Below are 13,047 nucleotides of genomic sequence, written 5' to 3' on the forward strand. Positions count from 1 at the left end.
ACATCACAACAACTTATTGAAGGAGCAGTTGTGGCAGCAATTGAAAGCGTGTTCGCGCGCGAAATTCTTGATTCCCGTGGCAACCCGACCGTCGAGGTCGTTCTGCAGACCGAGGACGGCGCCGAGGGGCGTGGTCTGGTTCCCTCCGGTGCTTCCACCGGCGAGGCCGAGGCCTGGGAACGTAGGGATGGCGACAAGAAGCGCTATCAGGGCAAGGGTGTGCTGGACGCCGTCAAGGCGGTCAATGAGACCATCGCTCCCAACGTCATCGGCATGGACGCCACCGATCAGCGCGCCCTGGACGAGACCATGATTGATCTGGACGGCACCCCCAACAAGGGCAAGCTGGGCGCCAACGCCATTCTGGGTGTCTCCCTGGCTGCGCTCTATGCGGCTGCCGAGTCCGCCGAGCTGCCTCTCTACCGTTACCTGGGCGGCACCAACGGCCACATCCTGCCTGTGCCCAACATGAACATCATGAACGGCGGCGCCCACGCTGACTTCGCCACCGACATCCAGGAGTACATGATCTCCCCCTACGGCTTCGACTCATACCGGGAGGCCCTGCGCGCCGGCGTCGAGGTCTACCACACCCTCAAGGGCATCCTGAAGAAGGACGGCCACGAGACCGGCCTGGGCGACGAGGGCGGCTTTGCCCCCAAGATGAAGTCCAACGAGGACTCCCTGAAGTACATCGTCGACGCCATTGAAGCTGCCGGCTACGAGCCCGGCAAGCAGATCGGCCTCTGCCTGGACGTGGCCTCCTCGGAGTTCTACAACAAGGACACCGACAAGTACCACTTCGACGGCGAGGACCGCGACGCCGACTACATGCTGGACTACTACCAGGGCCTGGTCGAGCGCTACCCGCTGGTCTCCATCGAGGATCCCTTCGCCGAGGAGGACTGGGGCGCCTGGCAGAAGATCACCGCCGCCATGGGCGACCGCCTGCAGTTCGTGGGCGACGACCTGCTGGTGACCAACCCCAAGAGGCTGCAGAAGGGCATCGACCTGAAGGCCGCCAACTCCCTGCTGGTCAAGCTCAACCAGATCGGCACCGTGACCGAGACCCTGGACGCCATCGAGCTGGCCACCGCCAACGGGTTCACCTCCATGGTTTCCCACCGTTCCGGTGAGACCTCCGACACCACCATCGCCGACCTGGCCGTGGCCAAGAACACCCGCCAGATCAAGACCGGCGCCCCGGCCCGTGGCGAGCGCATCGCCAAGTACAACCGACTGCTGGAGATCGAGGAGGAGCTGGGCTCCACCGCCGAGTACGCCGGCTACAGCGCCTTCAAGGCCTGCAAGAAGTACACCAAGTAAGGTCTTGCCAGTCGGGTCCTAGCCCCTGCAGGTTTTGACCCGACGGTGAATCTTTCACCCGTGGCGGTCCGCGTCGGCTGCCGCGGGTATTTTTATGGGTATGGCCAAGAACAAACGTGACGGCGCCGACCGGCGGACAAGCAGGCGGTCGTCGGGACCCATCACCTTCTTTGTGGCGGTCATCATCGTGGCCCTGGGATTGATCCAGCTGGTCTCCACCTTTCACGCCTACGCCATCAATCTTTCGGAGCTCAACGGTCTGCGCAACCAGCAGGCCCAGCTTATCGAGCACAAGCGTGACCTGGAGAACCAGATCCGGCGCTGGGACGACAAGGCCTATGTGACCGCCCAGGCCAGGGATCGGTTAGGATTCGTCTTCCCCGATGAGGAGGCCATCCGGGTCCTGCATCCGGAGGCGGTCACGGGCAGCAAGGACAAGGACCAGGCCGGCAGCAAGGGGGTCCGGGCCCCCAGGAAGAACTCCCTGCCCTGGTATCAGGAGATGGCCTACTCCTTCGCCAAGGCCGACCAGGAGCCTACTGCCAATGGGAGCAAGGGGGAATCCAGTCCGACCGGCTCTGCTGGTCCGTCGGGTTCAAGCAGTCCGGGCGGCTCTGACGACTCCTCTCCATCCGAGAGCGGGGGAGCGCAATGAACCCCGAAGGCTCGGATTTCGTTGCGTCAACGGTTAATGCGTCAACGGTCAATGAACTTAGCAGCAGGGAACAATCAGGAAAGATGAGGACAGCGTGATCAAGGCCCAGGGAAGTCCCCAGGCAGCAGTGGAATCTCAAGCCGCAGACAAGACCCGGGTCGAGTCTACAGTCTCCAGCCTGGTTACTGACCGGGACCGGGCGGCGATAAGAGATCGAATCCAGGAGCTTCTGGCAACTCCGGCGACACCGGATCAGGTAGCCGTCGTGAACCGGCAGCTGGGCCGCTATCCGCGCGGCATGGTGGCCGTGGGCGCCCGCTGCGTCTGCGGCAATCCGCTGGCTGTGGTCACCCGGCCCCAGCTGGAAGACGGCACACCCTTTCCGACCACCTGCTATCTGACCAGCCCCGAGGCCGTCAAGGCCGTCTCCCGGCTGGAGGCCGACGGCGTTATGGCCGACTGGAATGCCGAGCTTGGTTCGGATCCGGACCTGGCCAGCGCCTACAGCAGGGCCCACGAGCTCTATCTGGCCTTCCGTTCCGCCCTGGCCCAGCGGTTGGGCGACGACGAGGGGCACATCGCCGGAATCTCGGCCGGTGGCATGCCCAAGAGGGTCAAGTGTCTGCACGCTCTGACCGCCCAGTCCCTGGTTATGGGGCCTGGGGTCAATCCCCTGGGCGACCGGGTTCTGAGTCTGGTGCGTCGGGTATTCGACCCGCAGGTCTGCCGGTGCGCGCAGCCTTGGACTGAGGCATCCGGGCAAGCGAGCCAGCAGGAAAACCAATGAAGGGGGCTTCCATGGATCAGGTTACGGTGGCGGGCGTGGACTGCGGCACCAACTCCATACGTCTGCTGATAGCCCAGGTGGACCGACAGGGGCTCCATCCGGTGGCTCCCAGGCTGATGCGGGTCATCCGGCTGGGGGAGGGCGTGGACCGCAACCACCGCTTCTCCGACCAAGCTCTGGAGCGCGCCTTTGAGGCCTGTCGGCTCTTTGCCCGGCAGCTGCAGGAACACCCGGTGGATGGCCTGCGCTTTGTGGCCACCTCGGCCACCAGGGATGCCGACAACCGCGAAAGCTTTGAGGAGGGGGTGCGCTCCATCCTGGGGGTCACGCCCGAGGTCATCAGCGGTTCCCAGGAGGCCTCGCTGAGTTTTCTGGGCGCGGTCAGCGTGCTTGAGCAGCGGGGCAGCGCCGACATGCCTCCTGCACCCTACCTGGTGGTCGACCTGGGTGGCGGCTCCACCGAGCTGGTCCTGGGCGGGGACGGGAGCGATCTGCCTGTGGACCAGGTCAGGGCCTCCTACTCCATGAACATCGGCTCTGTGCGGATGACCGAGCGCCATCTGCTGGATGATCCGCCCACCCAGGAAGAGATTGACCAGGCCCTTGAGGATGTTGACGGCTGGATTGACCGGGCCTTCGAACAGGTTCCCGTAGCCGGGGTAGGCAGCCTGATCGGGGTCTCCGGCACGGTCACCACCATGAGCGCCCTGGCCCTGGGATGCGAGGTCTACGATCGCCATGCCGTCGATGGTCAGTCCATTTCCGTCGATGCGGCCCGCAGGGTTGACGACCGGGTGCTGACCATGAGTCGGCAGGGGCGTCGGGAGCTCAAGGCCATCCATCCCGGACGTGTGGATGTGATCGGCGGCGGCGCTCTGATCTGGAGCCGTCTGCTGGAGCGACTGGGCCAGGCCAGCCCGAGTGCGCTGGCTTCGGGAACCTATGTGGCCAGCGAGCACGGCCTCCTGGATGGCCTGGTCTTGGACTACGGCAGGACCCTCCTGCGCGAATGATATACTAAGGCGTTATGGGTTACGGCCCCGGTGGCGAAATGGTATACGCATCGGACTTAAAATCCGCCGCCTTCACCGGCTTGTGGGTTCGATTCCCACCCGGGGCACCAAGGCCTCATCGGCTTGGACGGCAGTGTCGCGACTTGTCACCCGGCCGACGAACCGATACTCTGGTACGCAAGAAAACCAAAGGAGTTGTCATGAGTGACCAATCCATGCCCGAGGTGAACGCCGAATTCGGCGCCACGCCGACCATCACCTTCCATGGTCCGGCGCCCAGCGGGCTGCGCGCCGTGGAGCTGGTCGAGGGGGACGGGCCTGTCGTCCGCAAGGGCGATACCGTCACCGTCAACTATCACGGTGTCGTCTGGGGTTCGGATCAGGTCTTCGACTCCAGCTTCCAGCGTCATCAGCCGGCCAGCTTCGGCATCGGCGTGGGGCAGGTCATTCGCGGCTGGGACCAGACGGTGCCTGGCCACAACGTGGGGTCCAGGTTGGTGGTCTCCATTCCGCCGGAGTATGGCTATGGTCGTCAGGGGATGCCCCAGGCGGGCATCGGCGGCGACGATACCCTGGTTTTCGTGATCGACATCATCTCGACACGGTAGGCAAGGGTCTCCAGGCGCCGGTGAGGGCCGGCGCCTTTTTCATACCCTTGACCTTGCAGTTCAGGTCGGGCCACGAGACAAGTGCATCAAACAAGGAGGAATCACATGGCTGAGGAAAAGACGATTCTGCTGACACAGGCCGCTTACGACAAGCTGAAGGAGGAGCTTGACCACCGTCAGGGCGAGTACCGCGACGAGATCACCGAACGCATCGCGGCGGCTCGGGCCGAGGGTGATCTGAGCGAGAACGGCGGCTATCAGGCTGCCCGTGAGGAGCAAGGCAAGAACGAGGGGCGGATCAACGAGCTGATCGTCAAGCTGCGCAACGCCAAGATTCTCAAGGCCCCCAAGGCGGGCACGGTAGGCAACGGCTCCCTGGTGACCCTGACCATGGCCGGCAATGAAATGGTCTATGTGCTGGGCTCCAGGGATCTGACCGTGGCCACCGACTACGACGTCATCAGCCCCGAGTCGCCCATCGGTGCGGCCCTGATGGGCGCCAAGAAGGGCCAGACCGTGACCTACAAGGCACCCAATGGCAAGGACATCTCGGTCACCGTCAAGGATGCCCAACCCCTCAAGTAGCGGGACGACCCCTCACCGTCCCGGCCCGGCCTGAATGAAGCCGCTTCCCGCCATAGTCGACGGAGAGCGGCTTCTTCTATGGTTCTTGTCGGATGGTGTGTGATGAACAGACCGCCAGGTTGGTGATGTGTTCAGCGCAGGTTGCAGACCACCAGGTAGATGGCCACGATGTGGCAGGCGTAGCCGATGACCGTCCCGCAGTGGAAGATCTCATGGAAGCCGAAGACGCGTGGCCAGGGGTCCGGCCGTCGCAGGCCGTAGACAATCGCCCCGAGGATGTAGGCCAGCCCGCCGGCCACGATCAGCCACACTACCGGTGGGCCGGCCATGGGGGAGTCCCAGAAGAGCTTCAGGAAGCCCACGCCCGAGACTCCGAAGACCACATAGACCAGGGTGTAGAGCCAGCGGGGAGCCTCGATCCAGAAGACGTGGACGATCATGGCCACCAGGCTGGCCCCCCACATGCCCAGGATGATGATCCGCCGCCAGAAGGGATCCAGGGCGAAGGAGATCGGCGTGTAGGTGCCCGCGATGAGCAGGAAGATGTTGACGTGATCCAGACGGCGCAGCACGTCCGTGGTCCCCGGGGTCCAGTCGCCCAGATGATAGAGGGCGGAGTTGCCGAAGAGGGCCAGCGAGGCGACCATGAAGACCGCGCAGGCCAGCTTGAGCCCAGTGCCGTGGGCCAGGCAGATCAGCACGATGCCGGCGGCCAGGGCCAGGGGGGCGGCCACGGCGTGGATCCAGCCGCGCAGCATGGGCTTGGGGCGGCCGTGGACATCCAGACGGACCTTGCGCTCGATCTCCATGTCGGGGATGCCCTCGATCCGCGAGGCCTTGATCTCAGCCTTGGCCATGATCCGCGCAGCCTTGGCCTTGGCCTTGGCACGCACCGCGTCGGCCCTGGCCTGCAGATGGGCCTCGTGGGCCACCTCCGCATCCCGGCGCAGGTAGGTCAGCTCCTGGCGGCGCTGCTGGCGGCGGCGTTCGAGATCGGGATCGACCTCCTGATCCTCGGACGGTCTGCCGTCCTCGCTGGTCCTGGTTGCCATGGCCCTCCCTTGGCCCCTTGACTGGTCCGGACCTGTCGGGTTCGGTTGCCGGGGCGAAACATCCGTGAACCACCCTACCCTAGACCTGTGCATGGGACGCGCATGCCATCATCGCCCTTGGCATGACCCGCCTGTCTGCTTCCGAGGGCCCTTTGTATGATGGAGGGCATGGCTGATTTTTCCGAGATTCTGGCATCCTGCGACGACTGCAATGAGGAGGACCGCGAGTGGCTTCACCACCTGGTGGCCGACTGGCAGGTCATCGCCGATCTGAGCTTTGCGGACCTGCTGCTCCTCCTGCGCACCGGCGAGGGGGAGTTCACCGTGGCCGAGCAGTGCCGTCCCTCCACGGTCATGTCCCTGCGCACCGAAGACGTGGTGGGGGAGCACTTCCCGGCGGATCAGCGCGGGGAACTGGAAGCGGCCATGCAGTCCAAGGGGGTGCTGCGGTCCAACAAGCTGCGCACCATAGGCCGCGCCACGGTCTGCGATGTCTATGCTCCTATCAGGCACCAGGGCAGAACCCTGGGTCTGGTGGTCCGCGAGACCAACATGGCCACCCGCGAGTCCAACGGCCGCTACGAGAGCGAGAGCATCAACGCGGGCAAGGAGCTCTTTGAGATGATCACCCGCGGCGAGTTTCCCTATGCGGATTCAGTGCTCAACCAACGGCACAACGCCAGGGTGGCCGACGGTTTCTTTGTGCTGACGTCAAGCGGCGTGGTGCGGTACGCCTCGCCCAACGCCATCAGCTGTTTCCGCAGGCTGGGCTCAGTGGAGACCATGATCGGCCAGTATTTGAGCGAGATCGGCACCTCCCTGCTCAAGGAGAACGATCCCGTGCCCGATTCCCTGCCACTGGTCCTGACGGGCAAGGCAGCCGTGGACTCTGAGCTGGACGCCAACGGGTCTGCCGTCTCCATGCGCTCCCTGCCCCTGTATGGCAAGCAGGGCAGGATTGGCGCCATCGTGCTCTGCCGGGATGTGACCGAGCTGCGCCGCCGGGAGAAGGAGCTGCAGACCAAGGATGCCACCATCTCCGAGATCCACCACCGTGTCAAGAACAACCTCCAGGCCGTGTCGGCTCTGCTGCGGCTGCAGGCCAGGCGCACCAAGTCCGACGAGGTCCGCAAGGAGCTGGAAGAGGCCCAGCGACGCGTCCAGACTATCGCTGTGGTTCATGAAGGCCTCAGCCAGACCGCCGATGAGATTGTGGACTTCGACAAGGTGATCGCCAACCTGCTCAAGATGAGCGTGGATCTGGCCACCACCAGCGACCAGCACATCACCATCTCCTACGTGGGCAAGTTCGGGATGATGCCCGCCCAGGATGCCACACCCCTGTCGCTGGTGCTGACCGAACTGGTCAACAACGCGGTCGAGCACGGCTTTGAGGGCCGTGACGAAGGGCATATCACCATATCGGTGGGCCGGGGCGGCAACAACCTCAATGTGGTGGTCGAGGATGACGGCAACGGCTACAGCACGGAGTCGGATCAGGGCCAGGCCCGTTCCACCGGGTCCGGGCTGGGCACGCAGATCATCAACACCTTCGTCACCAACGACTTCGGCGGCACGGTCAAGTGGGAGCCCCGCCGGGATGGCGGCACCCGGGTGGTCATCAACATCAAGCTGCGCGTGGCCCAGGACGTGTGAGGCCCGGCTCCTTTTAGGCAAAGCAAGGGGCGACGGCATCAAGCCGTCGCCCCTTGCTGTTTTGCGCCATCGGGAAGGTGTCAGGACTGCATCTGCATGGCCTGGGACCTGCGCGCACGCATGGCCCTGCGCTTGAGAGCCCTGCGTTCGTCCTCGCTCAGTCCGCCCCAGACGCCGTAATCCTGGTTGGTGTCCAGCGCGCACTTCAGACAGGCGTCAATGACCTTGCAGGTCCGGCACACGGCCTTGGCCTCCTCGATCTGCTGATAGGCTGCACCTGTGTTGCCGACGGGGAAGAACAGCTCAGGGTCCTTGTCACGGCAAGCAGCCTTAGCGCGCCAATCAAACGCATTACTCATCTACCTAAGCCTCCAAGAAGTTTTTATCGATACTTTATCACTACCCTATGCAAGATAAGCACGATGGGTGACTTTTTTCAAGGGTTCGTTTGTTTTACGGCTAAAGAGAACACCTGTAGCGGAATGGCGAGACCCGCCTCCAGGACCAGACACCGTCCGGGAATGGCACTGGCCCGGGTGGGGAGGGTGGCCAGCTGATCGGCGGGGATGCCAGCAGCCAGATCGGCCCCCCGCTCGCCGCAGGGGAACACCAGACGGCGGCTGAAACGCTCTGGTCGGCGCAGGGCGCTGGCCGTATCCACAGCCAGGATCACCGTGGTGGCCTCCTGTCCCAGAGCCTCCTGCAGAAGAGGGGCCAGAGGATCCTGACAAAGCGGATCCAGCAGATCCTGGGCGTCGTCAAGAATCCAGACCAATGCACGGCTGCCATCCTGGCGGCCATGAGGCGGTGGCGGCACCGTGGCGGGAAAGTCCCGGCTGCTGTAGCCATGGCCTGTTCGACGCGTGATGCGCAGGTCGAAGCCGGGCTCTGGTCGGGCTCCGGGCTTCATCAGGGTGAGCAGGGAACGAGCCAGCAGGGCCAGCAGGGTGCTCTTGCCCCGTCCTCGAGGTCCGATCAGGGCCGTATGACCCTTGAGCGGCAGGCGATAGAGATGGAGCAGAACCCCGTCATCCACATGTCCCAGAGGTACCTGGGGCTGTCCCGACTGCCAGAGGACCTGTCCGCAGGCCGGATCATGCTCTGGCAGGGGAGGGGAGAAGAGCGGTGCCGGCGGTCGGCTGCAGCAAAAGCGACTGGCCTTGATGATCTGGCCCACCAGGGCCTGCGGGTCAGCTGCTGGGCAGGTGCGGAAGGCTTGCAGGCCCCGGCCCTGCTCCAGGAAGCCCAGTCCAGGACAGGCAGGGTCGATCGCCGTAGCACAGGAGGAGCCCAGCAGCTCCCTGGACTGCAGGGGGTCCCGCACTCGTAGACAGATGCCCAGGTTCATGTTGGCACGCATCTGGGCGCTGACCTGCCCCATGGTCTGCTGAGTGCAGGCCACCAGGTTCATGCCCAGGGATCTGCCCTGAGAGGCTAGCGAGGTCAGCCTGTCCAGGTAGTCAGGCAGGAGCTGGCGCAGGGCCTGGAACTCGTCAATCACCACCACCAGGCGCGCTGGTGGATCGGCCATACGTGCAGTGTCTTCAACCCCCGCTCTGGCGACCAGGCGCTGGCGGCGCTCCAACTCCCGCTGAAGGCCGTTCAGCGCACGTACGGCCCGTTCCAGGTCCAAATTAGTCACGCAGCCCACGGTGTGCGGCAGTCGGGCCAAGAGGCCGAAGCCGGCGCCACCCTTGAAGTCCAGCAGGACCAGATTGAGCCGGTCTGGCGGCTGGCTGGCGGCCAGGGCCAGACACCAGGTCTGCAGGAAGACCGACTTGCCCGAACCGGTGGTGCCTGCCACCAAGGCGTGGGGTCCGTCGCGGGGCAGATCGATGACCAGCGGACCAAGATCAGGCCGGATGCCGATGACTGCCGGTGCCGACGTTCCTGATGCGGCAAGCCATGCGTGGACGATGCCCTGCCAGGGCGGACCTTGTGATCCCGAACGCCCTGATCCCAAGAGCCGGGACTCGAGCTGAGGGCCGGGGTGAGAGGCCAGTCCAGCCAGATCCTGCAAGATCCTGTTCTCCGTAGTCGTCGACAGGGATGCCCGATCCGATACCGTGCCGTTTGCCAATGGGGTGCCTGCCGACGGAGCGGACGATGGCCGGCGATGCATTCGCAGCAGGCTCAGAAGCACCATGGCCAGGGTGCCTGTCAAGCTGGGCAGCAGCAGGAGGAGGAGCATCCAGCGGCCCTGGCCGACCACGTACCAGATCATGCCCGCCTGGGCCAGGGCTGGAGCCGTCTGCGCAACCAGGGTCAAGATGACCTGGGCGCTTCCCCTTTTGGCCTTCCCCTCTTTGGTGCCGGCGGCGTGCCGATTGCCGCCAGCAGCCTCGCTCGGGACTGTCGGCCCGGCTGCGGACAGGGGGAATACGGTTGCTGATGAATTGGCCTTGATCATGCCTTCAGCATGAGCCGCCCGACGCAGGAGCGCTAGAGCGAACCTGCCATGTGGTTAAATGTGGAAGGGATTGGCGATGGGCGCAAAGCGGGCGCTACATGCCGCCGACCGTTCCAGCGGCATGACTGCCCTGGGCCAGTTGGTTGAACAGGTCGGTGTTGCGGGCTTGATCCAGCAGGACGGTGGAACCGATGCCCCCGCCCGGGTAGTAGTCGGGATCTGTCCAGTAGACGCTTCCGGTGACCCCATTGCTGCTGCTGGCGCTGCGGAAGGCCAGGACCATGTGCATAAGGTCTATGGGGTTGGCCCGCTCATCCACCACCAGGGCATCCAGACCTGACGAAAGGACCTTGCCGGCCCTCGACGGGTTGAGCATGACGGAGGGCTGCAGGGCCTTGGCGCTGATGGCCGAGATGGCCTGACGTTGGCGTTCGGCACGTCCAAAGTCTCCCTTGGGATCCGAGTAGCGCATGCGGGTGAAGGCCAGGGCCATGCCGCCGTCAGCCTGATGGCAGCCGCGAGACCAGACCATGCCTGAGTTGGGGTCGTTGACGTCTGCGTCATAGCAAAGCCTGACGCCGCCCAGGGCGTCGACCACCTTGCTGAGGCCTCCGAAACGGATCAGGGCCACATGATCGACCTTATGACCGGTGATGTCCTCGATCTGGCCGGTCAGGGCCCGGTAGCCCGATGTGTAGGCCACGGCGTTGATCTTCATGTACTCCCCATCCTGCTTGACCAGGGAATCCCGGGGGACTGAAATCAAGGAGGCGGCCCCGTGCCGGGGCTTGGTCAGCACCAGGATGGTGTCGGTGCGGAAGCCGGTGATGCTGGTGTCCTGTCCTGCCCCCGGCGATCCGTCGCGCTGGTCCGATCCCAGCAGGAGCCAGGTGGTGGCTTCTGAGCCAGGGGCATCGGTCAGCATTCTGTCGCGGGTGAGCTTGCCATTGATCCAGAACCATCCCCCACCTGCCAGTACAGCCAGTGCCAGCAGCAGGACCAGCAACAGGATGGCCACGAACCTGCGCAAGGGATGTCTGCGGACGAGGGCCGTGCCGTTTCGCATGTCGCGGTTATGGCCCTTGTTCCGGTGGTATTCAACAGGTGCAGCTGCAGCCGCTGGTCTGGGTGTGGTTTTCGAGGAGCCGCTGGTGCGTCTGGCTTTCTGATGTCCGGCCCCGGAGGAGGGGGAGAAGCTGGGAGGCGTCTGGCTGCGGCTGTGTCTAGCCCCGGTACCCGGGGTTTGGGGGTCGGCCGAGGGACGGTGATGCCCGGAAGGCATGAAGCTAGGAGGCTCCTGCCCTTGTCCGCCTTGGTCTGATCCAGTCCGCATACCCTTAACCTCCGTAGCTATGGCCGACTAGGTAAGCAATAGCATGCCTGAACGACCCAGAGGGGCTTAATCGGCTATCTCTGCGCCGGAACCGCACAGACCGTAGCAAACAGGTAGCGATCCGCCATGCCGATGTACTGTCCGGTATTCGCGTCCTTGATGGTTCCGTCGTCCGGATCGACGGTTCCGCCCGTGTTCGGATCGACCAGGGTCTTGTCGGGCATGGTGATCAGTCCGGTACGGGGATCGGGCTTGGGAGCAGCGGCGGCGGATGCAGATGGGGATTGGGTGCCGTCCCCTGTGTCAGAGCCGTTGCCAGGCGTCTGAGTGGCACTCTGTGAGTTTTGGGCGTTCTGGGCATCCTGACCATTGCCGGCCTGGTTGCCTGATGAGGAAGCTGATTCTGCTTCCTCATTGGCCTGGGTCAAGGGTTTGCCCTCTCGCAGCAGATGCCAGATGGTTTCGGCCTCGTCCGTCCACACCACCCGGTTGCTGTCCTGGGACCATTCTTCGACCGGTATGGTTCGGGCGTAGATATGTGTGGTGTCTATGTGCTTGAGCGAATTGCCCAGGCCCAGCAGGGTCTGGAAGCTGCCCAGCCCCTCGCTCAGCTGCAGGGTGGACATGGAGGTGGTGGCCAGACGATAGGCCTTGGGCAGATCGGAATAGATGTTGACGGTCTTGGCCTCGTTGACCAGGCTCTTGATCAGGTACTGCTGGCGGGTCGTGCGCATGATATCCGACCCGTCGGCGCCTGTTCCGTGGCGCATGCGAGCGTACTCGGTGGCCTGGGTTCCGTCCAGATGCTGCAGGCCGCGCTTCAGGTTGATGCCGGTGTAGCCGTCCCAGGTGTCCTTGGGGATGCACACGTCGACCCCGCCCAGGGCGTCGATGATGGACTTGAGGCCGTTGAAGTCTGCCACCACAAACTGCTGAATGTCCAGGCCGGTCAGGGAGCGGACCGCCGTCATGGAGCAGCTGGCGGCCGAATTCGCATCGCCGCCCTGGCTGTAGCCCTCGGCGAAGATGGAGTTGAACATGACCTGGCGGCGGGCCGGGATGGTCTCCCCCTTGCTGGTGGTGCAGGCCGGGGCGTTCACGATGGAGTCCCTGGGGATGGAGACCACATTCACATAGGAGCGGTCGGCGGCGATCTGGACCACCATGGCCGTGTCCGACTGGTGGTTCTCTTCCAGGCCGTCGCCGCTGCCGCCCACCTCGGCATTGCCCTCGCCGTCCCGGGTGTCCTGGCCCAGCACCAGGACGTTCAGGGTTTTGCCCTTGTAGATGTCCTCCGGGGCCTTGTGGGCTTGAGTCAGGCTGACGGGCTCGAGCACGTGCATGTGCCCGTTGATATCGGTCCAGAAGGCCGCCACCGTCGAGGCCACGAAGCAGAGAACGAAGGTAAGGGCCAGGCAGATGCCCGTGCGCAGACGGTGGCTGCTGCGAAACCCATCACTGTGCTGGGGCTTGCCGTTCCTGCCCGCCTTGATGTTGGGCAGACCCATCTTTCTGGTTGGGGACGTCAATGGTATGCCTTCCTCATCGGCTGTCGCTGTAGGGCTCATTCCGGCGGGAAGAACCGGGATGGCGGTGAAGCGTGCTTGAACCAGTCATAGTAT

The 13,047-nt window shown here is 64.2% G+C and carries 12 protein-coding genes and 1 tRNA gene; 8 read left to right on the forward strand and 5 right to left on the reverse strand.

Translation table 11 applies throughout. The annotated features are described in order from the left end of the window. Positions 1 to 30: 30 nt before the first annotated feature. The 7 genes from eno to AC0AII_RS03330 all read left to right on the forward strand — a co-directional run bounded on the left by eno (position 31) and on the right by AC0AII_RS03330 (position 4,974). Positions 31 to 1,326, forward strand: coding sequence for a phosphopyruvate hydratase (eno, locus tag AC0AII_RS03300; RefSeq protein WP_024627326.1), 1,296 nt, complete (start codon positions 31 to 33; stop codon positions 1,324 to 1,326). Positions 1,327 to 1,426: 100 nt separating this feature from the next. After that, positions 1,427 to 1,981 (forward strand): FtsB family cell division protein, encoded by a 555-nt coding sequence (locus tag AC0AII_RS03305; RefSeq protein ID WP_490446113.1) that lies wholly within the window; start codon positions 1,427 to 1,429, stop codon positions 1,979 to 1,981. A 94-nt stretch (positions 1,982 to 2,075) separates the two neighbouring features. Continuing rightward, entirely contained in the window at positions 2,076 to 2,768 is a 693-nt protein-coding gene (locus AC0AII_RS03310; RefSeq protein ID WP_490446114.1) for a DUF501 domain-containing protein, read from the forward strand. An 11-nt stretch (positions 2,769 to 2,779) separates the two neighbouring features. Next, positions 2,780 to 3,781: a Ppx/GppA phosphatase family protein gene (locus tag AC0AII_RS03315; protein WP_490446115.1), complete on the forward strand. Its 1,002-nt coding sequence runs from the start codon at positions 2,780 to 2,782 to the stop codon at positions 3,779 to 3,781. Positions 3,782 to 3,805: 24 nt separating this feature from the next. Beyond that, positions 3,806 to 3,891 (forward strand) — tRNA-Leu (locus AC0AII_RS03320). Positions 3,892 to 3,981: 90 nt separating this feature from the next. After that, positions 3,982 to 4,389 carry an FKBP-type peptidyl-prolyl cis-trans isomerase gene (locus tag AC0AII_RS03325; RefSeq protein WP_024627330.1) on the forward strand — a complete coding sequence of 136 codons (408 nt, stop codon included), beginning with the start codon at positions 3,982 to 3,984 and terminating at the stop codon, positions 4,387 to 4,389. Between the two features lie 105 nt (positions 4,390 to 4,494). Beyond that, the gene (locus AC0AII_RS03330) at positions 4,495 to 4,974 is read left to right on the forward strand and encodes a GreA/GreB family elongation factor (RefSeq protein WP_024627331.1); all 480 of its coding nucleotides are present in this window, start codon (positions 4,495 to 4,497) and stop codon (positions 4,972 to 4,974) included. Positions 4,975 to 5,105: 131 nt separating this feature from the next. On the opposite strand, the gene trhA is transcribed toward AC0AII_RS03330, so the two are convergent. Next, positions 5,106 to 6,026 carry a PAQR family membrane homeostasis protein TrhA gene (trhA, locus tag AC0AII_RS03335; protein ID WP_144085700.1) on the reverse strand — a complete coding sequence of 307 codons (921 nt, stop codon included), beginning with the start codon at positions 6,024 to 6,026 and terminating at the stop codon, positions 5,106 to 5,108. Between the two features lie 168 nt (positions 6,027 to 6,194). Between trhA and AC0AII_RS03340 the strand changes: the two genes are divergently transcribed. Beyond that, positions 6,195 to 7,682, forward strand: coding sequence for a sensor histidine kinase (locus tag AC0AII_RS03340; RefSeq protein WP_490446116.1), 1,488 nt, complete (start codon positions 6,195 to 6,197; stop codon positions 7,680 to 7,682). An 80-nt stretch (positions 7,683 to 7,762) separates the two neighbouring features. Here AC0AII_RS03340 and AC0AII_RS03345 read toward each other — a convergent pair whose 3' ends face one another. The 4 genes from AC0AII_RS03345 to AC0AII_RS03360 form a co-directional block, all read right to left on the reverse strand. After that, the gene (locus tag AC0AII_RS03345; protein ID WP_015021978.1) at positions 7,763 to 8,041 is read right to left on the reverse strand and encodes a WhiB family transcriptional regulator; all 279 of its coding nucleotides are present in this window, start codon (positions 8,039 to 8,041) and stop codon (positions 7,763 to 7,765) included. A 77-nt stretch (positions 8,042 to 8,118) separates the two neighbouring features. Beyond that, positions 8,119 to 10,092, reverse strand: coding sequence for an FtsK/SpoIIIE domain-containing protein (locus tag AC0AII_RS03350; protein ID WP_490446117.1), 1,974 nt, complete (start codon positions 10,090 to 10,092; stop codon positions 8,119 to 8,121). A 94-nt stretch (positions 10,093 to 10,186) separates the two neighbouring features. After that, positions 10,187 to 11,425 carry an LCP family protein gene (locus tag AC0AII_RS03355; RefSeq protein WP_490446118.1) on the reverse strand — a complete coding sequence of 413 codons (1,239 nt, stop codon included), beginning with the start codon at positions 11,423 to 11,425 and terminating at the stop codon, positions 10,187 to 10,189. 74 nt (positions 11,426 to 11,499) lie between these two features. Then, complete coding sequence (locus AC0AII_RS03360; protein WP_198200406.1) at positions 11,500 to 12,954, reverse strand: LCP family glycopolymer transferase; 1,455 nt, start codon at positions 12,952 to 12,954, stop codon at positions 11,500 to 11,502. Between the last annotated feature and the right edge of the window lie 93 nt (positions 12,955 to 13,047).

The organism is Bifidobacterium sp. VU/mBH4 (B4) (assembly GCF_058199535.1).